Origin of the sequence: Salinisphaera sp. LB1, from assembly GCF_003177035.1 — a bacterium.
Taxonomy (GTDB): Bacteria; Pseudomonadota; Gammaproteobacteria; order Nevskiales; family Salinisphaeraceae; genus Salinisphaera.
The window spans coordinates 3,208,484-3,229,557 of sequence record NZ_CP029488.1 but is presented as its reverse complement, the minus strand read 5'-3'; the positions used below and the strand labels follow the sequence as shown (position 1 = coordinate 3,229,557).

Genomic DNA, 21,074 nt, shown 5'->3' with positions numbered 1-21,074 from the left:
AGTCAGCGATCACTGGAGCGCCGCTAGACCAAGTCCCCGCGTATACCAGAGTTGCCTATAGCTCTTTGGTGAACTGTGATTTCTTTTTACAGGACAACAGCGCAAACCACTGATTATCGTTGTCTGCCAGCAGTCGAGGCGGGAGTGCTCTGGCACCCTGGCGCGGGCGGTGCCAAGCAATCGCGCTGCTCGCTGGCGTCAGCCGGGATGCGCGAAGGCCGAAGCCGGACAAGGGTCTGGCCCATCAGCATGGGTATCGAAAAATTACCGTGGGTGGCGTGGTTCGGGTCTCACGGGAGACACTCCAATAGCCGAGCCACCGGGCATGTCAAAGTTGCAGCTGATGCTGTGCCGATACACGCACCGTGTCGAATAACACAAGTACGATCGCCGGGCATCGTCAATGGAGGGCGTATTGAATAACTCGCTTTTACCCGCAATCATCGTTCAAGGTTTAGCAAAAAGGACCGAAATGACATGGAACCAACCGAACAGACCGGGCGAATAACGGAATTGGACGAGGCGACTTGTCGTCAGTTACTTGCCTCGCATCATTTCGGACGCATCGCAGTCAACAACGATCCGAGTCCGGACGTACTGCCCGTGAATTACACACTGCATAACGATGCCATCTGGTTCCATACCGGCGAAGGAACCAAACAGACTGCTGCCAGCCGCGCCCTGCCGGCAAGCTTCCAGATCGACGGGACCGACCCCAACCGGCATTCTGGCTGGAGTGTTCTCGTACGTGGGCGCCTGGCGCTGGCTGACCGCTACGAACCGACGGATCTACCGGATCCGTGGCCGGGCGGTGATCGTGGTTATATTGTGGCGTTGTCGATCGACGCGCTTACAGGCCGACGTATTCCGCCGCAAACGGGCTGGGTGCTGCCCACGCATGTCTGGAAAGACCGCGACGCCAGTGATTTGATGGGTTAACCCGGCTCACCGGTAAGCACTTAACGCGGCTTTGTTGCCGGATTAATAACATCACGTACCATCGTCCAGGTGGCGCGAGGCAAACCCGTTCACCGGGCCCTCTCGACCGCGCCCTCCGGCTGGTTGCCCCTGTCCCACCCGCGGGAGAGCCTGGTGCTGTTTCTGAGCTTCCTATTCGGCGTGGTCGGCATCGAGGTATCCGCCAGCCATGCGCGCGAGATCCGCAACGTGCGCCCGGATGATTCGATCGCCTTCTTCGCCGCCACCGTGATCGGCTTTGTGTTGACGCTGCTGGGCGGACTCGCCGTGGCCGTGGTGGTGCCCGCGAGCCGCCTGGACATGGTCTCGGGCAGCTTACAGGCATTGCAGGCACTGCTTGCTACTTGGCAACTGGCAGTGCTTGTTCCGGCAGCCGCTGTATTGGTGGCGCTGGGCGCCGCCGGGCAGGTCAATACCTGGGTGGTCGGCCCCGTCAAGGGGTCGTGGGCGGCCGGCTGCGACGGCAACCTGCCCCTTGTCTGCAGTCGGTAAACCGTCGCGGCGTACCGAGCAATCTGCCGATGCTGCAGACGCTTGCCATGAGCGCGGTAGCCCTCGTGTTTCGCGTCGTGCCGTCCGTGGATACCGCTTTTCTGATACGCACCTCCATGGCCGTGGTGATCTACTGCGGAATGTATCTTCTGCTGTTAGCCGCCGCGATCCGGCTACGCTACAGTGAGCCGGACACGCCACGACCGTATCGCGTACCTGGCGGACGGACCTGGGGTCTGTGGTGCGTTGCGGGCACGGGTTTCGCCACCACGACAGTCTGGCTTGTCATCGGCCTGCTGCCGCCGGGCAACGGGTTCGCGACGGCCTTCTATGCCTCGGGCATGCTCGCCGCATTGGCGGTTATGCGGATTCTGCTGCTGCTTTACCGCTGGCGCCGCCCTGCCTGCAGCAGCCATACCGGAGCGGAGTGACGGAAAACATGGTCAAAAAGTTGAAACCCGACGCCGAGCTTGCGCCCACCTACGGCTCGCGAGTCATGTCGCGCCCGGTGCCTAAATACGCCCTCCCCCAGTCCGAGATGCCCCCGCGCACGGCCTACCAGCTCATCCACGATGAGCTCATGCTCGACGGCAACGCCCGGCTGAACCTGGCCTCCTTCGTAACCACTTGGATGGAGCCCGAGGCCGAGCGGCTGATGGCCGAGACCTTCGACAAGAACATGATCGACCGGGACGAGTATCCGCAGACCGCCGAGATCGAGACACGCTGCGTAAACATGATCGCGCGGCTGTTCAATGCACCCAAGGATGCCGACCCCGTAGGTGTCTCCGCCATCGGCTCCAGCGAGGCGGTGATGCTGGCCGGCATGGCGCTGAAGTGGCGCTGGCGAGCCCGGCGGGAGGCCGCGGGCCAGCCAGCCGACCGGCCCAACCTGATTCTGGGCAGCAATGTGCAGGTCGTGTGGGAGAAGTTCTGCCGCTACTGGGAGGTGGAGCCGCGCTATATCCCCATGCGCGAGGGCCGCTACGTGATCACCCCGGAGGAAGTGACCAGCCGCGTCGATGAAAACACTATCGGGGTGGTAGCCATACTGGGCACCACCTTCACCGGCGAGTTCGATCCCATCCAGGCCATCCACGATACCGTCCTGGCCTATAACGCGGCTCACGGCCTGGCCGTGCCGCTGCATATCGACGCGGCCAGCGGCGGCTTCGTCGCCCCGTTCATCCACCCCGAACTGCGCTGGGACTTCCGTCTGCCCAACGTGGTCTCAATCAACACCTCGGGCCACAAGTACGGGCTGGTCTACCCGGGTGTCGGCTGGGTACTGTGGCGTGACAAGGAGCATCTGCCGGACGACTTGGTCTTCCACGTGAATTACCTGGGCGGGGACATGCCCACCTTCACGCTGAACTTCTCGCGCCCAGGCAATCAGGTTATCGGACAGTATTACAATTTCCTGCGCCTGGGCCACGCGGGCTACACCCGCATCATGCATACGCTGCAGGAAACGGCCACCGGACTGGCCGGACGCATCGAAAAACTCGGTCATTTCGAGCTGCTGAGCCGGGGCGACACCATTCCCGTATTCGCGTTCAGGCTCAAGGAAACTTCGAGGTATTCGGTATACGACGTTTCTGAGCGGCTGCGCGTGCGCGGCTGGCAGGTACCGGCCTACACCATGCCGCCCGAGGCCGAATCCGTCGCTGTACTCCGCATCGTGGTACGCGAGGGATTCTCACGCGACATGGCCGATCTGTTGCTCGACGATCTCTGTAAAGCCGTCCACGAACTCGAGACCTCGCCTCCGGAATCTCCCCGGCGCTCTGGCGGGCAATTCCATCACGGCTGATCAATCCGCGCGTGAATCTTGCAGCTATCGCGGACTGTCCCAGACCAATTTTCTGCCGCAGACTTGGCAGAACAATATAGCCAAGTTGAACACCCGAACCAGCAGTCCAGAGCTTGTCATCTCATCAGTCAGCCCTGATGGATTCAGTCCTCGACGCTCTGCGGCCGATCGCGCTTCGGTCATACTCAGTCCGCTCTACACGTGAAGCGGCCGGTTAACGTTCACAATAAGGCGCGCAACGCAGCTGTATGCAAGTACTTGATTAGGCGCGAAACTCAGCTGGGTCAGGAAATCACCCAGCGTCTCCGGATAATCAAGACCATGACAACCGAGGAGAGAAGTCATGGCGACGAATCGCGTCCAGATGCAGCCGGGGTTATCGATGCCCGGGTTCATGCAACGGTATGGCACCGAAGCGCAATGCGAGCAGGCCGTAGCCGCCGACCGTTGGCCGAGTGGCTTTGCTTGCCCGGCGTGTCGTGGCCGGCGGCATACGACGTTCGAGCGCGCCGGTCGCACGCACTGGCAGTGCCAGCGGTGTCGACATCAGACGACGGTGACGTCCGGTACGATCTTCGCCTCGACCAAACTCCCCTTGACGACCTGGTTTCTGGCCATGCATCGGATGACCCAAGCCAAGAACAACGTGTCGGCACTCGAGTTGCGACGCCAGCTCGGGGTGAGTTACCGATCGGCCTGGCAGATCAAGCAGAAACTGATGCAGGTGATGGTCGAGCGTGAATCCAGGCGCCAGTTGTCGGGTCGAGATCGATGACGCCTACCTGGGCGGCGAGCGAGCCGCTGAGCCCGGCCAACACGGCTGGGGATCGCCGAACAAGATTCCGTTCGTCATGGCGGTCTCGACCGTGGACGAGGGCAAGCCGCATCAAGTCGTAATCTGTTGTATGCCCTTCACATCCGAGGCGGTGGCTGACTGGGCCAACGATGCGCTGACGGCAGACACCCAGGTCGTATCGGACGGGCTGCCGGCGTTTCGGGCGCTGCGTGCGGAAGTCGCGAGTCATCTGGCGATCGTCACCGGCTCAGGCCGCGCCTCGGCCAGCCATCCCGAGTTTCGATGGGTCAACATCATGCGGGGCAACCTCAAGAATGCGATTACCGACACCTACCACGCCTTCAAGTTTGCCAAGTACGCATCGCGCTATCTGGCCGACTTCCAGTACCGGTTCAACCGCCGCTATGACTTGCGTTCTATCCTGCCCCGGCTCATCCGCGCCGCAGCCACCACCGCAGCTTGGGCTGAAAACCGGCTCGGGCTGGCTGAGTTTCGCCCCTATTGAAGTGTCCCGAAGGCACGACGACGTGCCCCACGCCACGGCAGATCGACACACCGATGGCCGCTATCCTCGCTTGACTCAGATCAAGATCGCCCCTCGTGGCCATGGTTTAATCAATTCATATCAACCAGGAAGCTTTTGGGGCGGAACCATGACCGGGATCAAGAAACTGCAGGCGACCGCGCTGGCGGTTGCTACGAGCGTGGTTACACCGGCCTGGGCTCAGACTGGGGATGGTTACTACTATGGCCACGGCATGATGTGGAATGGAGGCTGGAGCGGAATGTTTTTCGGTGGACTGATGATGCTTGTCTTCTTCGGCGCCGTGATCATATTGGTGGCATTCAGTGTCCGGTGGCTGACGGGAATGGCCAGTCATCAGAGTCACTCGGACACGGGCCCCAAGCCCGACAAGGCGCTCGATATTCTCAAGGAGCGCTACGCGCGCGGGGAAATAGGCGAGGAGGAATTCCAGGACAAGAAAAAGCATTTGTCCGATTGAAACGCGCCCATCGCGATGGCTTTGATATCGCCCCAGCGCCGCCGGTGATGACCCATGTGTCACATCATCCTGTTTCTGCCATTGCTCGCCTTGCCGGTGTTCTGGCTACTTCCGCTGGTCTGGGCCATACCGCTTTATCTGACCGCATTGGCCGTGTCCGCGTGGCTGTATTGGATCATGCTTCGCGGCATGCAGCGGCCCGTCATGGCCGGGCCGGAATCGCTCCTAAACCGTCATGGCCAGGTCACCCAATGTGACGGCGGGTCCCTGATGGTGCAAATCCACGACGAACTGTGGAAAGCCACTTCGGACGACGATTCATTACACAATGGCGACAAAATCATCGTCATTGGACGTCACGGCCTGGTCGTGCATGTGAGTCGCGATCGCCTTGATCAACCTGCATCCATAGCATGCCGAGGACACATGGGATGACCAGCCTTCAAGTCCGGAATCGATCCGATCCGCTGCGACAGCCGGCGCCATCTCGCCCAACGGCGCTCTACATCTGTCCCATGCATCCGGAGGTCAAGCAGGGCCAGCCCGGTGAGTGCCCCAAATGTGGCATGACGTTGGAGGCCACGACCCCACCCAAACGCCGCACGCAGTACACCTGCCCCATGCACCCCGAGATTATCCAGGACACGCCCGGCGATTGTCCCAAATGCGGGATGACCCTGGAACCCATGACCGTTGCCAGTGATACAGACGACGGCGAGTTCAAGGCCATGAGCCGACGCTTCTGGTTGAGCGTGCCGCTCTCGGCCACGGTGCTGCTGCTGGCCATGGGCGAGATGGTGCCGGGCCTGGGCATTCGCGATTTCCTGGGGGCCGCCTTCGGCTGGATCCAGTTCGCGCTGGCTACACCGGTCGTGCTCTGGTGCGGTGGCTTCGCCTTCCAGCGCGGCTGGAAATCCGTCGTCAATGTCAGTCCGAACATGTGGACGCTCATTGCACTTGGCGTCGGGGCCGCCTACGGCTTTTCCGTCTTTGACCTCCTTCTCCCCGATCTTTTGCCGGCGGCCTTCAAGAGCGCCGGCGGCCACGCTCCGCTGTATTTCGAGGCGGCAGCGGTGATTATTACGCTGATACTTCTCGGACAGGTCCTGGAGACGCGCGCTCGTGGGCAGACGTCAAAAGCATTGAAATCCTTACTGGACCTGGCGCCACCCACAGCCCGCCGGATCGGTCGTGGCGACGACGAAGAGGAAGTTTCCGTGGACGCGCTACAAGCCGACGACCGACTGCGCGTGCGGCCCGGGGAAAAAGTCCCGGTGGACGGCGAAATCATCGAGGGCCACTCGACGCTGGACGAATCCATGATCACCGGCGAGCCCCTCCCACAGGAGAAGGGCGTTGGCGATACGGTCACGGGTGGAACTGTCAATCAGACCGGTAGTTTCGTGATGCGCGCGGCCCGCGTCGGCGAGAATACAGTGCTGGCGCGTATCGTGGACATGGTCGCCCGGGCGCAACGCTCGCGCGCGCCGATCCAGGGCCTAGCAGACAAGGTCGCCGGCCTCTTCGTGCCGGCTGTCGTGGTCGCTGCCATCATTGCCTTTGTGGTCTGGGCGTTGATCGGCCCCGCGCCGGCGCTGGCTTATGCGTTGGTGGCAGCGATCTCCGTGCTGATTATCGCTTGTCCTTGCGCGCTCGGCCTGGCCACGCCCATGTCCGTCATGGTCGGCGTGGGCCGCGGCGCCCGCGAAGGCGTATTGATCCGCGATGCCGAAGCCCTGGAATTGATGGAGCAGGTCGACGTGCTGCTGGTCGACAAGACCGGCACGCTCACCGAAGGCAAACCGAAGCTGGTGGCGATAGAAACCACGTCAGGCTTTCAGGAATCCGACGTACTGCAATGGGTCGCCTCGCTGGAAAACGCCAGCGAACATCCACTGGCCCGCTCGATCGTGGCCGGCGCAGCCGAGCGCGGCATCAAGCCGGGGCGTGTCACAGATTTCGATTCCATCACTGGTAAAGGGGTCCGCGGCACCGTGGACGGACACGCGGTGTTCATCGGCAACGCCCGCTTGATGGAGGACAACGGTATCGACGCCGCGGCGCTGTCCGATGTCGTCGACAAGCGCCGTGCCCGGGGTGAAACCGTGATGCTGGCTGCCGTGGACGGCGCTCTCATAGGCGCGGTCGCCGTCGCCGACCCGATCAAGGAATCCACCCACGAGGCCGTGCGCATTCTGCATGATGCAGGCTTGCGCCTCATCATGCTCACCGGCGACAACGAAAAGACCGCCCAGGCGGTGGCTGAACGATTGAACATTGATGAGGTCCATGCCGGCGCCTTGCCGGAAGACAAGCATGCGCTGGTGGAAAAACTCCAGAGCGAAGGACGCAAGGTGGCCATGGCCGGCGACGGCGTGAACGATGCGCCGGCGCTGGCCAAAGCCGACGTGGGCATCGCCATGGGCACCGGCACCGACGTGGCCATGGAGTCCGCCCGCATCACGCTGGTAAAAGGCGACCTGCGCGGCATCGCCAAGGCGCGCCGGTTGTCCGAACAGAGCATGCGCAATATTCGACAGAATCTGTTCTTTGCATTTATCTACAATGGCGCCGGCGTGCCGGTCGCCGCCGGCGTCCTATATCCACTGATCGGCACCTTGCTGTCGCCGATGCTCGCGGCAGCAGCCATGAGTTTCTCGTCGGTGTCGGTAATCAGCAATGCGCTACGACTGAGCCGAACGAACCTTTGACACCCGGACCCGACCAGCCAGAAACCACGTTCCTGCTCCAGCACTGTGATGACAGGACGTAAATGTTCATGAGCCCGCTCGAGTCAGTCGATCTGCAGATGGATCCGTTGAACCGTCCCGGGTTAACTGGACACTGTTGATATCATGTCACTGTTTCCTTGCGAGTGAGCTGACGACCTGGTCGCTTAACAATGCCAGGGCGCGACTCATCGCCGCGGCGATGTCAGCGCCGCTGGCGGTGGCCGCTTGTACATGGATCGTCGCGCTTTTAGCAATCATCGTACGACGCGTTTTTCCGTCGACCAGACTCCAGTGGGCAACCAGTGTCACCCGATTGTCCGCACCGGCCGAAAACCTCTGGCATGTCACGTCAAGAAAGTGAAAACCCTGCTGCGCACCGGGCGGAATCTGATCGGATGGCATGTACGCCTGCCGTGGGAGCCGGGCTGCCAGATCGGAACCGAGGGTTTGTCGCACCAGACTATCCAGCGGTCCCCCCCATTCCACCACCTGGCTCACATCGAGCCGATTGGCACCAGTACGACGCACCAGGGCCAGCCGGTCCAGACTCGCCGGCAGGGTCACCCGCCCCATCGTGATGGGCGCGATGCCGACCGAGTGAGCGATGTTCGCGGCCTTGGGCGCCTGCGCGTCGAGTTCGATGAATTGCGTCGGTGGACTGCTGGCACAGCCGCTCAATCCCAGCAATAGCCCCAGCACGACAAGCGCTGTGGTGTAGCCGCCCACTCGTGTCCTGTAACGCAAATTCATCGCCCTATTTCGGCACTTCTTCGCGCCATGCGGCGGGCCATTCGCCGCATGGTCTGATACGGCTCGTATCCGCGCCTTGACCGGCACGGGCAATCGCTCGAAACCCGCAACATGAACTGATTCTGGAGCGCACTAGTGCCTCTTCTTGCCGTAGAGCAAAGCTTCCGGATGTTGCTGAAGATAATTCGCCAGGCCGCGCACCGAGCGGGCGGTCTGTGTCAACTCCGATACCAATTGTTGCATGTTTTGCTGATCCCCCAGGGATCCGCCCGCCAGCCGATTGATGGTATTCGCGGTCTGCCTCGCCGACTCGGAAACCTGCCGCAAGCTTTTCAGCGTCGGCCCGACCTGGCCGTTGGCCGCGGTCGTAATGGCCTGCGCGTTGGCAAGCGTCCGATCCAGATGGCGGATGCTCGCAGCGACCTGCGGGGACTCCAGCAATGCCTGAGCGCGCGCGCTCGATTTCAGCACATGCCTGCCGATCGCCTTGAGCGGCACGCCCTTAACCTTGGCATTCAAGGTCTGTGTCAGTTGGCTTACCGACGCGAGGATCGAATTGATACCAGCCGTTTCGACGGCCGGAATACGCGGCGGGTGGGCCGACGTATCCAGTTTGGTCTGCCCGGCGCTGCCGGCCATCACCAGGGACAGTTGCCGGCTGCCGAGGGCAAGGTTGGCCGTGGTCAACTGAACCCGCAACCCCTTCTTGACCAGCGTCGCCAGGACCTGATCGAAACCGGCCGGCTTGTTGGCTGCGGTTTTTTTGATGCCGAAACGATCCGGATAGAGATCGAATGTCACCGGCACCTGCATGGCCTGCTGCTTGGGATCGTAAGTCAGCGAAACACTGCGTACGGTACCGACCCGAATGCCGTCGAGTTTCACCGGCGCACCCGGGCCGATGTCACCGGCCGCCGTCGACGCCAGCCGCGTGGAAAACAATAGATGGCGGCCGGTCATCACCGTGCTGGCCGCGTCGGCGCTGGCGTAGAGATGCGGATCGACCGTGGTAGCACCGGCCGCCGGCTTGCTCGACCCCATCACGTCGAAAGCGATGCCGCCGTGCAGTATTTGGTCGAGCGGCGGGATATCCACATGGACGCCGGAGTCATTCGTTGCGACGCCGAAACTGGATGCCCGCCAGAATCGAACAGTGCCGGCGTCGTGCAAATGACCGGCAAATGACTTTTTGATGAACAACTTTATACGTATGGCGTGGCGCTTGCTGTCGTAGCCGGTCGCCAGTACCTTCCCCGCCTTGAGGCCGTGGTAGACAACCGGCGTGCCATAGTGCAAGCCATTCGCCGACGACGCGTACAGCGTGACCGATCGTCCTGCCTGGTTCGGTGCCGTCGCCGGCGGATGCAAGAGCCCGGTGAAGCGATGGCTTTTATGGCCCGGCCCGGGCTGCATGATGATATTCGGGCCGGACAGCAGCGCGCCCAGCTGTCCGGACAGAATGCTGGGCTGGGTGACCCAGAACTTGGTACCGCTACGCAGGAAATCCGATACGCCGTCCTGTACCCCCACTGTCACCTTCACCGCATGCCTGTCCGGCGTCAGTTCGACGTTCTCGACCTGGCCGACCTGCACGCCCTTGTATTGCAGCGATGAGCCGGTGGAAGAAATGCCGGCCGCTTTCGGAAACATGATCGTGATCGTGGGGCCGGCCAATAACCACGTCCGCACCACCAGATACCCGACGATGATCAGGGCCGCCAGCGGCACCGACCAAATCCAGCCGCGCCAGGGCGTCCGTCGCACCCGCGCCTGGGGCACGTCGACTTCTTTTTCGGCTGTGCCTTTTGTGTCGTCCGGCCCGCTCATGAACGGGCCTCGGCGGCATCCCACATCAAGCGGGTATCAAAGGAGCGCGATGCCAACATGGTCAGCGTGACTACCAGCGCAAAGGGTAGCGCTGCCTTGCCGAGATGCACGTTGGCAATGCCGTGAAAGGAAATCATGGGCACCATCAGGGCGGCGATGAACGGGTCGGTATTGGACCAGCGCCCGATCCGATGAATGATGCGCGCCAGATGCGTGCGCAGCACCAGCGCCCTGTTGGACGGATAACGCACGCTCATGTAAAGCCAACTCAAGCCGATCAGCTTCAGCATCGGAATCAATACGGATGCAGTGAAGATGATCACCGCCAGCTCCCAATACCCGGCGTTCACGAGTTGCCTTATCCCCTGCATGATCGTGTATTGCTGCACGCCGTTCGGCTGTACCGTCGTACTCATCGGATAATAATAGGCCGGAAAGTACAGCACGTAACTCGCGGCGACCAGCGCGGCCGTACGATTCAGGGCGTTGGGTTTGCGCAGATACAGCCGGCGCCGGCAGCGCGGACATCGTTTTTGCTCCATCGACAGCGGTAGAATCAGATTGCACACATCGCAACTGAGAGACGATTCGTTCCGGGGCTCGGGCAAGTCGGGCGCGATCAATCGCCATACCCGATGCCCGGCAAACGAGTGAGGCATCAGAATGAGCAATACGGAGGCCGAGATCAGACACCAGCCGCCGGCTTCTATATGGGATTGCATCTGCACCTGCGTGCGCATGAACACGACCATGCCCGCGAGGACCAGCACATCCGGCATTGCCCACAACCGGATTTGATGTGCGTACCGGAATAACCGGCCTACCCACTTCGGTCTGTAGCCCAGATGCAATGTGGTTAGAACTGTCGTTATCAAACCAACGTACAGGAACGGGAATACGATCGTAAACGCCGCGAACATCAGGGCCAATAGCGGCCAATGCTCGGCCACCAACGCGTGAACGCCGGACGAGATATAGCCGGCCCGCCGGTCGTGGCCGATCGAAACCTGCATCAGCGGCAGCAGATTGGCCGGAAGCAGCAACAATAAAGACGCCCAAGACCATGCCAGGGCGACCGACAGCCCCGACTCGTTGAACTGATCGAGCAAACGGCCGCAACGACGGCACTCCGCGACCGTGTTTTCGACCAGCACGGGGATCGACTGGTCTTCGCCGCAGTCGGGACAAGCAATGGCCATACGCAATCCTCAACAAGCCGGAAGCGCCGCAAGTTCACCGGACACGCGTGGGCTTGAGTTACGTTGTCTGGGCCGCCTCGGCGATCGTGGCGCCGCTCTCGATCGCGTGCGCGCACGACGCCATTTTACAAGCTTAGAGCGGCCATGCTCGGACCACATATCCTGACGTTGCGGGATCGGGCCAGCCAGCGGCGGGCGTTTAAGTCGTAGCGCATGCGGATGGCTGATCCCGGGCACCGGCCCGCTGGCGACGCCGGCGAGCTCGCGGGCATCGTTGCCAAGCTGGGCCGTGACGCCGCCGACGGTCATCGGATGGCCGCCAGGAAATCGCCACGCGCGACGGTGCTCACCAACATCGGAAATGTATTGGGCCTCAACTCGATGGGATGCTTATTGATGCGGATCAAAACGCTTAACCTCCGGTTGCCTAACCTAGAGTTCACCAGTGGTTCGATGGAAACGCGAGATGTCCACGGACAAGCCCACGCGAATACGCAGCGCCGTACAAGCCGATCCGATCAATACCCATGCTGTATTGCCCGGCCAACGCTTGCAGGCTCTGATTGAGCGTACCCGACCGGCCGCACCGCTTGCCACGGCGATTGTGCAACCCGTCGACGCCGTTGCGCTCAATGGCGCGCTTGAGGCGACCGCTCACGGTCTGATCGCGCCGGTGCTGGTCGGCCCATCCGCTCAAATCCGTGCCGTAGCGGAGCAATCCGGTCTCGATCTGGCCGATATACGAATCGTCGATGTCGGCCACGCGCAGGAAGCGGCAACCCGTGCCGTGACGCTGGTGCGGACCGGCGAGGTCGAGGCGCTGATGAAGGGGGCCCTGCATACGGAGGAGTTGATGCACGCGGTCGTTGCCCGCCATGCGGGGCTGCGCACCGAGCAACGGATGAGTCACGTCTTCGTGGTCGATGAACCCACTTATCCCCGGCTGCTGCTGATCACCGATGCTGCGATCAACATCATGCCGGACCTGATGGCAAAGCGTGACATTGTGCAGAACGCCATTGATCTTGCGCGGGCCCTGGGCATTGAAGTGCCGAAAGTCGCAATCGTATGTGCCGTGGAAACGATCAACGCGAAGATGCAAGCCACACTGGATGCCGCGGCCCTGTGCAAGATGGCCGACCGTGGGCAGATCATCGGCGGCACACTCGACGGGCCACTGGCGTTGGACAACGCCGTTTCGCCCGAAGCGGCGACCACAAAACATATTCGATCCGAGGTAGCCGGTCGCGCAGACGTGCTGGTCGTGCCCGACCTCGAGTGCGGCAACATGATCGCCAAACAGCTTGAGTACCTCGGCGATGCCCACCTCGCCGGCATGGTGGTAGGCGCACGTGTCCCGATCATGCTGACCAGCCGCGCCGACAACATGCTTTCCCGCCTGGCTTCCTGTGCGGTGGCCACCCGCTACCGACAGTGGCAGCGCGAAGGCGGGCGCGGCGTATGAGCTATAGCGCTGCTAACTCAACCGGCTGCAGCCCACTGGGCCGGACGCCAGTGGGCACGCACTGCGGCCATTTGCACCCTGACGTTCTCCCGGACCAAGACAAGCATGGCCGTGACGCCGGATCGCATAGCCGCGCGTCGGCTCGTCCCGCTACAGCCGGGTTCGCGGTGACTGTGGCCTCCGCGGCAATCCCCGACACGGGTGAGTCGTTGCCGGGCTCGCCAGGCGTGGATGACATGAACCCGACAACACAACGACCAAACAGAGTCAGGTCATCTTGTCCGGTGCGCATATCGCCGCCGAACGCGTCGAGATCGTCGGGCGTCTACCCGGAAACGGATAACACGACACAGAGGGCATCCCGGCCACGGCCGTCACAAGACCAGGAAGGACAGGATCCCCATGATTGACAAACAATCCGAACGCCAGACCGATGGCGCAAACGCCTTTGCCTCCCTGGATAACGATGCAGCGCTTGCCAAACTCGACAGTTCGAGTGACGGCCTCAGCGAGGATCAGGCGAGCGAACGACTTGATCAGTATGGTGCGAATCAGCTGAGCGAACAGCACACGCCGCTGTGGCGTGTACTGCTGTCCTATTTCTGGGGGCCGATCCCGGGAATGATTGAAATCGCCGCCGTGCTTTCAGCGGTCAACGGGGATTGGGATAGCCTGGCCGTCATCGTCGCCATGCTCATCATCAACGGCGGCATCGGCTTCTGGCAGGAAAAATCCGCGGCCGATGCGTTGGCCTCGCTCAAGGGCCAGCTGGCACTTAAGGCTCGGGCGCTACGCGACGGTACCTGGCGGGAGATTGAGGCAGCCCTGCTGGTGCCGGGTGACATCGTAAGACTGCGGCTCGGCGACGTTGTACCGGCCGACGTGAAGCTACTCGAGGGTGACTATCTATCCATAGACCAATCGGCGCTAACGGGTGAGTCGCTGCCGGCGAATAAAAAAAACGGCGATCTGGCCTACTCCAGCACCCTTATCAAGGAGGGTGAAATGGTCGCCGTGGTCTGTGCCACCGGGGCGCACACCGCCTTCGGCAAGACGGCCAAGTTAGTAGAGAGCGCCGGCGCAACGTCCCATTTCCAGCGCGCGGTACTGCACATCGGCAACCTGTTGATCATCTCCGCCGGCGCCCTTTCGGCCCTGCTGGTCGGCGTCGAGATCGCACGCGGCATGCCGGTGCTGGAACTGTTGTCGTTCGTGTTGATCGTCGTGGTCGCCTCGATCCCGGTGGCGCTGCCCGCGGTACTTTCCGTCACCATGGCACTGGGTGCACTTGCGTTGTCCCGGATGAAAGCGATCGTGGCGCGTCTGGAATCCATCGAAGAGATGGCCGGCGTGGACATGCTGTGCACGGACAAAACCGGCACGCTGACCCAGAATCGTTTGACCCTGGGCGAGCCGACACTGCTGGATGCCGCCGAAGACGACGACATCGTGCTATACGGCGCGCTGGCTTCCCGGGCCGAAAACCGCGATGCCATTGATACGGCCATCATCGAGGCGCTACCTGATGCCTCGGTACTCAAACAGTACCAGCAGACGCGTTTTAAGCCCTTCGACCCGACCCACAAGCGCACCGAGGCCAGCATTCAGACCCAGGACGGCACTGAGTTCCAGGTCAGCAAGGGCGCGCCACAGGTTATTTTCGAACTCTGCGACTTGTCCGGAGAGGCACGAACACGTGCGCAAAAGGTCGTCGACTCGGCCGCCGCCCGGGGCTTTCGCACCCTCGGCGTGGCCACATCGCGCGCCGACGGCGGCTGGCATTGCCTCGGCATTCTGCCGTTGTACGACCCGCCGCGCGAGGATTCCAAACAGACGCTGGCCAATGCCCGAGCGCACGGTATTGCCGTGAAAATGATCACCGGCGACAACACCGCAATCGCGCGCGAGATCGCACGCGATCTCGACATGGGCACGAATATCCATCCGGCCGGCGCCCTACTGATGGATGAAAGCGGGCAGCGCGGTGTATCCGCCGAGGCGGCCCAGGCAATCGAGGATGCAGACGGTTTCGCCGAGGTGTTCCCCGAGCATAAATTCGCCATCGTCAAGGCGCTGCAGGATGCCGGCCATATCGTCGCCATGACCGGCGACGGCGTAAACGACGCGCCGGCGCTCAAGCAAGCCGAAGTCGGCATCGCGGTCTCCGGTGCGACCGACGCCGCGCGCAGCGCGGCCAGTCTCATTCTGACTGCGCCGGGGCTGTCGGTGATTATCGGTGCGGTGGAGGAGGCACGGCGCATCTTCGAGCGGATGATGAGCTACACCATCTATCGCATCTCCATGACGCTGAGCATCATGGTATTCGTGGTTCTGACCATGCTCATCTACAACAGTTATCCGCTGACCACGATCATGATCATCCTCCTGGCGCTACTCGACGACATTCCGATCATGACCATCGCCTGGGATAACGCCGAGACCAGCCAAAAGCCGGTGCGCTGGCAAATGGATCGACTGCTCGCGATTTCGTCGGTCATGGGGGCGCTGTCGTTGGCCCAGAGTTTCGGGCTGTACCTGCTCGCCCGGGATGTGTTCGGGGTAGGGCTGGCCCAAACCCAGACGATGATGTTTCTGGCTTTTATCGCCGGCGGCCACCTGTTGCTGTTCGTCACGCGCTCACGACACCCCCTCTGGCGTCCGCCCTACCCGTCCTGGCAACTGTTCACCGCCATCGTGGGTACCCAGATTGCAGGCGTGTGTTTTGTAACGTTCGGCTGGCTGATGCCGTCGATCTCCTGGGCGGCGATCGGTCTTATCTGGCTTTATGAAATCGCCTGGATGATGCTTATGAACTTTGCCAAGCTCGGCACTTATCGACTCGTCGAACAGCGCTCGCGCCATCATCGTCGGTTCCTCGGCGTGCTCACGGAATCCTTGCAGCCAGCGGCCACCCAGCGCCGCCGTCGGAACTCGTAATGGGGCGCGCGCACGCAACGTAACCGTACAGCGGCTAAACGAAGGCCTCATTCCCCCGGCTGGCTGGCCGGCTAATCCGCCTCCCCGTCGCGTTCATCACCGGAGTTTTCAGCCAGGCCTCATGCGTCACGCCCGGGGCGCTCGGCCGAACCATGGCAACAGGGGCCACCCACGCCTAAAGACGGGCCCACACCCGCCGGGCTTCGAACGGAGCCGGGACAGCGGGCCGCAGGTGCGCCGCTGATCGAGTCCGCATACCCCAGAATTGCATTGCTCCGAGGGCGGCTTGTTGACGCCGGAACACAACATCGCCCCGACGGCCAACCATCAAATCCCTCCTACGATTAAATGGCCGATTACGATCCTTCCCGACTGAAAGAACGGGCCAGCTGCGCCTTGATCTATATCAAGGCGTAGTTTCCCGGGCCATGGATACAGTCAAAGCCGCCCTTGTCTCTGAATGGGTAGCCACGATTGGCGGACCGCCGCTGAAATCGCTGTCGGCCTATATTTTAAGGCTCTGCACGGCGAGGGATTCTCTGGCGCCTATTTTCGACTTTAGGACTTCAGACAAGTTCGAAACGACGCACCAAAGCAAGCCAAACGGGGGGAAATTAAAAGTGGCCACGAATGATACGAATTACGCAGCACGTGCGCTGGAAGACAACGATCCGCTCACCACGCTCCTGAAATGGGTGCTTTTTATTGTCGGTGTGGCCTCCTTGGCGGCGTTGGCGTATGGCACATATGCCACCTACACCCATGCCCCCCCGCAACCCACTAAGGTCGTTTCGCCCAGTGGGGCGACGTTGTTTACCAACCAAGACATCGTCGCCGGCAAGGGCGCCTTTCAGCAGGCCGACCTCGGCGACTACGGCAGCATCTACGGAATGGGGACCTATTACGGCGAGGATTGGACCGCCAAATATCTGATGCGACTCGCCCACCTCACCGCGGACGCCATCGCTGAAAACCGTTATGGGAAGCCGTTCGCCAAACTCGGCGAAGGGCAACAGGCATTGGTCAAGACCCGAATGCAAAAGGATCTGCACGGCCTTGCCTTGTGGAAAAGCGTGCTGACGGTCCCGGCCCCGGTGGCAAACGCGATACAAAAACTGCAGCGCGACATCCCGAACTTCATTCTCCACAACCATTTCAAGAAAGGCTATACGCGGGCCTACAGCCTCACCCCCCAAAAAGCTCGGGCCGCGGCCGATTTTGTGATCTACTCATCCATCACAACGGTCGCCAGGCGTCCCGACACCAACAGCTCATGGACCAACAACTGGCCCTATGAGCCTTTCGTCGGTAATACGCCGACCAATGGCACGTTCATATGGACCTGGGTTTCGTTCATGATCACCTTCGCCCTGTTCGGGGCGGTCGTGTTCATTTTCGAACACTGGATCAACCGCGATACTGGAACACCGCAGCTGTTACTGGACAGGTTCCATCCGCTGACGCCCGGGCAGCGGGCTACAGGCTTTTATTTTCTTGTAGTGGCCGCGATTTTTTTGGTGCAAATCGCGGCCGGGGCCATGATGGCGCATGGCTATTCCGATCGGGCGAACTTCTACGGTGTCAATACTGACTACCTCCTGCCCTTTCAGTTTCTTCGCGACGTACACCTGCAGGGCGCGATTGTCTGGATTGGGCTTGCCTGGCTGGGATCCGGTTTGTTCATCGCCCCCCTGATGGCCGGGCGCGAGGGGCGTGGCCAAGGCTTGATGAACCACCTGCTGTTGATCGTCACCCTGCTCGTGGTCGCCGGTGCCCTGGTTGGCGATTACATGGGCGTGATGGGCTATATTCAGAAAGGCTGGTTCTGGATCGGTAACCAGGGGCTCGCTTATATCGAGCTCGGTCGCCTCTGGCAAATCGGATTCTTCATGGGATTGCTGGCCTGGAGTTTGCTGATGGGACGGGCCATCTGGCCACGCCTGGTTGACTTCAAGGAAGCAGCAAAAGCCTTCTGGACCGCACGCATCCGCGTCGAGCATCTCGTTTGGGCGAGCACGCTGAATATCGCATTGCTCTACTGGTTCGGCATGATTCCACTCACGGGGATCAATCACTCGTTCACGATTACCGACTTCTGGCGCTGGTGGGTCGTCCATCTGTGGGTCGAGCAGTCTTTCGAGTTCTTCTTCACGATCATGCTGGCCTGGCTACTGATGTCGATCGGCCTGGTTTCCCGGGCGCTGACCACGCGTGCCGCGATCTTTGATCTTATCCTTGTCTTTCTGGGCGGCATGCTCGGTGTGGGCCACCACCTTTACTGGGTCGGCGAACCCGGCATGTGGGTGCCGGTGGGCAGCGTCTTTTCATTCATCGAAGTCATGCCGCTGCTGCTGCTGATTATGGAGGCCTCACGGCAATACCGTGCGATAAAAGAGCTGGGACAGAATTTCAATTTTCGGCTGACATTTCTGTTCATTTTCGGCTCAGCCTTCTGGAATTTCCTGGGTGCGGGCGTCTTTGGGGGCGGTACCATCAATGCGCCCCTGGTCAATTATTACGAGCACGGCACATTTCTGACGCTCAACCATGCGCATACCGCCCTGTTCGGTGCCTTCGGGTTGATGGCAATCGCGCTCATCTACTTCTGCCTGCGCTATGCGGCCGGCGATCGGTACCCGTGGACGGACAAGCTCGGGTTCACTGCCTTCTGGCTCTACAACGCGGGCCTCGTGCTATGGATCGCATTGAACTTCTTTCCGATCGGATGGGCGCAGCTCGCCGCGGTGTATGAGCATGGCTATGCCTATGCGCGCAGCCTGAAGTTCTACGACACGACGACGTTATGGCAATGGCTGCGTTTTCCGGGCGACGTGGTCTTTGCAGCCGGCGTTCTGCTGATGGCGTTCGACTTCATTATCAAAATACCGCCATTCATGCCTGGATTTGTGATCCGGCGGCTGCCCGCGAGAATCGCAGGGGCCCCGAAGACCGACTGACGCCGCAGGGGCAGATAGAGACAGACCCGGGGGACGCACGCTGCCCGGCGGGCCCCGGGTCGAGTGGAGCCAGAAGTACTCAAGGCGCGAACTCGTGAAGACACGTTTCTCTCCATGTTCAGCCACGTCAAAGCCAATATGCCGCACGCCTATTTTGTCGTCATCGCCATGATAGCTACGTGCGTTGCTTGCGTGGCCGCCTCCGGTGGGCTATTTCTGGCCAAGTGCGCACTGAGAAAACGCAAACCACCAGCAATCGTGGCTTGGGGCCACCCCGTTTCCGGATTCACGGCATTGACAGTGGTCTACGTCGCTGTGACCGGCTGGCAGGGGTCAGCCGACGTCATGCTGGATTTTGGCGCGCTGATGCTCACCGCCGCTTTTGCGGGCGGATGTCTGCTATATGCTTTGCGCGCCAGTCATCTGACTCAGCCCTCTGCCATCATACTCATCCATGGCGGATTGGCGATCACTGCCTGCGGCCTGCTGATCATGGGCGTCATCAGTGCCGCAAGTACCCCGTGATACGTCATGCCGAGAGCAGAGTCTACTTCGAGCTGATTCTGGTCCTTTCTCGGCGTAAGCAATGGAATGGACGCCTCCTCACCCTACCCGGCGAGGCCGGCGCAGAGTTAATGACTTGGTTGACGCCGAGGCGATATGCGAAGCGATGAGCCGGCCGACCGTGCGCACCGTCGCAGTCAAGAACGTCGCTCAGCAAGACATATAGACCGCGCACCGCATCCGCGAATCGCGCGTCGGACAACGCACCGCCAAGGAAAATCAGAGGAGATACCGATCCGGCGCGGCAAGACCGTGCAGGCCGCCATCATCTACGCCAACGAGGATCTGATCGAGGTGATCGAGTGGTTCCGAGAGTGGAAGCGCGAGCAGCGCCTGATCAGCGCGACGCTGGTCTGCTACCCGCTGAAGATCTCAAAGCGGTCGCTTTCGGGGAAACCGGTATCGGTCGCCTACATCAGCCGGCGATTCACGGCCGCCGCGCGTGCGGCGGGCCTCGATGGCTACACGTTGAACGACATGCGGCCGAAAGCTCTGACCGATGAGTATCTGTATCTGGAAGGCGGCGACACCGACAAGGGCGGGCACATGACCGAGGCCATGAAAGAGCACTATCGCCGGGTCGAATTGCCGATGCGGGCTCGGTCGAATCTGCGGGCTATCAAGGCCGAATCTGACCGATGGTTTTCGGGGAATTTTCGGAGTGTATTTTTATACACCCCCAACCAAGCGACACAGGATACTAATTAATAAATGCAAAATGGTGGGCCGTGCTGGATTCGAACCAGCGACCAATTGATTAAAAGTCAACTGCTCTACCAACTGAGCTAACGGCCCCACGCGGAGCGCGAATGATACCGGAAAATGGCGATTTTGCCACCCCTGGGATTCAGGCGTTCGGCGCGTCCGGCTGGTAGCGCGTCGGATCGCTCACGCCGGCGGCCTCGAACCCGGCACGGCGCAGTCGGCAGGCATCGCAGCGACCACAGGCCCGCGCATCCGCGTCGGGCTGATAGCAGGTCACGGTCTGGCTGTAATCAACACCCAACGCCTGCCCGCGCTGAATGATTTCGGCTTTGGTCTGATGCATCAGCGGGGTCCGCAACGCAACCGGATAGCCTTCGACCCCGGCCTTGGTCGCGAGCGCGGCCATGCGTTCGAATGCCGCGATGAATTCTGGGCGACAGTCCGGATACCCCGAGTAGTCCACCGCATTCACGCCGATATAAATGGCGTCGGCATGCAGGACCTCGGCCCAGCCGAGCGCCACCGAGAGAAAGAGTGTGTTACGGGCCGGCACATAAGTCGAAGGAATCCCTTCGCTCGGCGTTTCGGGCACATCGATGCGGTCGTCGGTAAGCGCCGAGCCACCCATGCCGTCGAAGTCGATGGTGACGATCTTGTGCTCGGCCACCCCCGCCGCGGCCGCAATCCGTTTCGCCGCGGTGAGTTCCGCGGTATGGCGCTGGCCATAGTCGAAGCTCAACGCATAACAGCGATACCCGGCGGCCGCCGCTTCGGCCAGGCATGTGGTTGAATCGAGACCGCCGGACAGCAGAACGACGGCCAGGGGCTGATCGGACGAAGACATGGATTTTCCTG

At 61.3% G+C, this 21,074-nt stretch carries 14 protein-coding genes, 1 tRNA gene and 3 pseudogenes; 13 read left to right on the top strand and 5 right to left on the bottom strand.

The features are described from left to right. Positions 1-477: 477 nt before the first annotated feature. The 8 genes and pseudogenes from SALB1_RS14525 (at position 478) to SALB1_RS14490 (ending at position 7,794) form a co-directional block, all read left to right on the top strand. Positions 478-939, top strand: coding sequence for a pyridoxamine 5'-phosphate oxidase family protein (locus SALB1_RS14525; RefSeq protein WP_109994500.1), 462 nt, complete (start codon positions 478-480; stop codon positions 937-939). 69 nt (positions 940-1,008) lie between these two features. Then, on the top strand, positions 1,009-1,470 hold the full coding sequence (locus tag SALB1_RS14520; RefSeq protein WP_370453191.1) for an amino acid permease: 462 nt from the start codon (positions 1,009-1,011) through the stop codon (positions 1,468-1,470). Positions 1,471-1,499: 29 nt separating this feature from the next. Continuing rightward, positions 1,500-1,901, top strand: coding sequence for a hypothetical protein (locus SALB1_RS14515; protein WP_109994498.1), 402 nt, complete (start codon positions 1,500-1,502; stop codon positions 1,899-1,901). Positions 1,902-1,909: 8 nt separating this feature from the next. Continuing rightward, positions 1,910-3,283 carry a glutamate decarboxylase gene (locus SALB1_RS14510; protein ID WP_109994497.1) on the top strand — a complete coding sequence of 458 codons (1,374 nt, stop codon included), beginning with the start codon at positions 1,910-1,912 and terminating at the stop codon, positions 3,281-3,283. 343 nt (positions 3,284-3,626) lie between these two features. Further along, a pseudogene (locus SALB1_RS14505) lies at positions 3,627-4,584 on the top strand (IS1595 family transposase). 148 nt (positions 4,585-4,732) lie between these two features. Beyond that, positions 4,733-5,083, top strand: a complete 351-nt coding sequence (locus SALB1_RS14500; protein ID WP_109992195.1) for an SHOCT domain-containing protein — start codon at positions 4,733-4,735, stop codon at positions 5,081-5,083. Between the two features lie 54 nt (positions 5,084-5,137). Beyond that, complete coding sequence (locus SALB1_RS14495) at positions 5,138-5,518, top strand: NfeD family protein (RefSeq protein WP_109994496.1); 381 nt, start codon at positions 5,138-5,140, stop codon at positions 5,516-5,518. A gap of 80 nt (positions 5,519-5,598) precedes the next feature. Beyond that, positions 5,599-7,794, top strand: a complete 2,196-nt coding sequence (locus SALB1_RS14490; RefSeq protein WP_222843037.1) for a copper-translocating P-type ATPase — start codon at positions 5,599-5,601, stop codon at positions 7,792-7,794. Positions 7,795-7,941: 147 nt separating this feature from the next. Here the strand turns inward: SALB1_RS14490 and SALB1_RS14485 are convergent, their stop codons facing one another. The 3 genes from SALB1_RS14485 to SALB1_RS14475 all read right to left on the bottom strand — a co-directional run bounded on the left by SALB1_RS14485 (position 7,942) and on the right by SALB1_RS14475 (position 11,591). Next, positions 7,942-8,565: a membrane integrity-associated transporter subunit PqiC gene (locus SALB1_RS14485; protein ID WP_109994495.1), complete on the bottom strand. Its 624-nt coding sequence runs from the start codon at positions 8,563-8,565 to the stop codon at positions 7,942-7,944. A gap of 132 nt (positions 8,566-8,697) precedes the next feature. Further along, a complete protein-coding gene (locus SALB1_RS14480; RefSeq protein WP_109994494.1) occupies positions 8,698-10,392 on the bottom strand; it encodes an intermembrane transport protein PqiB in 1,695 nt (564 codons plus the stop codon). Next, positions 10,389-11,591, bottom strand: a complete 1,203-nt coding sequence (locus SALB1_RS14475; RefSeq protein ID WP_109994493.1) for a paraquat-inducible protein A — start codon at positions 11,589-11,591, stop codon at positions 10,389-10,391. Before SALB1_RS14475 ends, SALB1_RS14480 begins: the two co-directional genes overlap by 4 nt. Before the next feature lie 544 nt (positions 11,592-12,135). On the opposite strand from SALB1_RS14475, the pseudogene SALB1_RS14470 reads away from it, so the two are divergent. The 5 genes and pseudogenes from SALB1_RS14470 to SALB1_RS19990 all read left to right on the top strand — a co-directional run. Continuing rightward, positions 12,136-13,056 (top strand): annotated as a pseudogene (locus SALB1_RS14470) (bifunctional enoyl-CoA hydratase/phosphate acetyltransferase); the annotation flags it as partial. 402 nt (positions 13,057-13,458) lie between these two features. Further along, the gene (locus SALB1_RS14465) at positions 13,459-15,993 is read left to right on the top strand and encodes a plasma-membrane proton-efflux P-type ATPase (protein ID WP_109994491.1); all 2,535 of its coding nucleotides are present in this window, start codon (positions 13,459-13,461) and stop codon (positions 15,991-15,993) included. A 428-nt stretch (positions 15,994-16,421) separates the two neighbouring features. Then, positions 16,422-18,950, top strand: coding sequence for a nitric-oxide reductase large subunit (locus tag SALB1_RS14460; RefSeq protein ID WP_109994490.1), 2,529 nt, complete (start codon positions 16,422-16,424; stop codon positions 18,948-18,950). A gap of 114 nt (positions 18,951-19,064) precedes the next feature. Further along, positions 19,065-19,475: a hypothetical protein gene (locus tag SALB1_RS18825; protein WP_145961333.1), complete on the top strand. Its 411-nt coding sequence runs from the start codon at positions 19,065-19,067 to the stop codon at positions 19,473-19,475. Positions 19,476-19,572: 97 nt separating this feature from the next. Beyond that, positions 19,573-19,671: pseudogene (locus SALB1_RS19990) on the top strand (IS110 family transposase); the annotation flags it as partial. Between the two features lie 562 nt (positions 19,672-20,233). Here SALB1_RS19990 and SALB1_RS14445 read toward each other — a convergent pair. After that, positions 20,234-20,309 (bottom strand) — tRNA-Lys (locus SALB1_RS14445). A gap of 52 nt (positions 20,310-20,361) precedes the next feature. Beyond that, entirely contained in the window at positions 20,362-21,063 is a 702-nt protein-coding gene (gene queC, locus SALB1_RS14440; RefSeq protein ID WP_109994487.1) for a 7-cyano-7-deazaguanine synthase QueC, read from the bottom strand. Positions 21,064-21,074 lie beyond the last annotated feature (11 nt).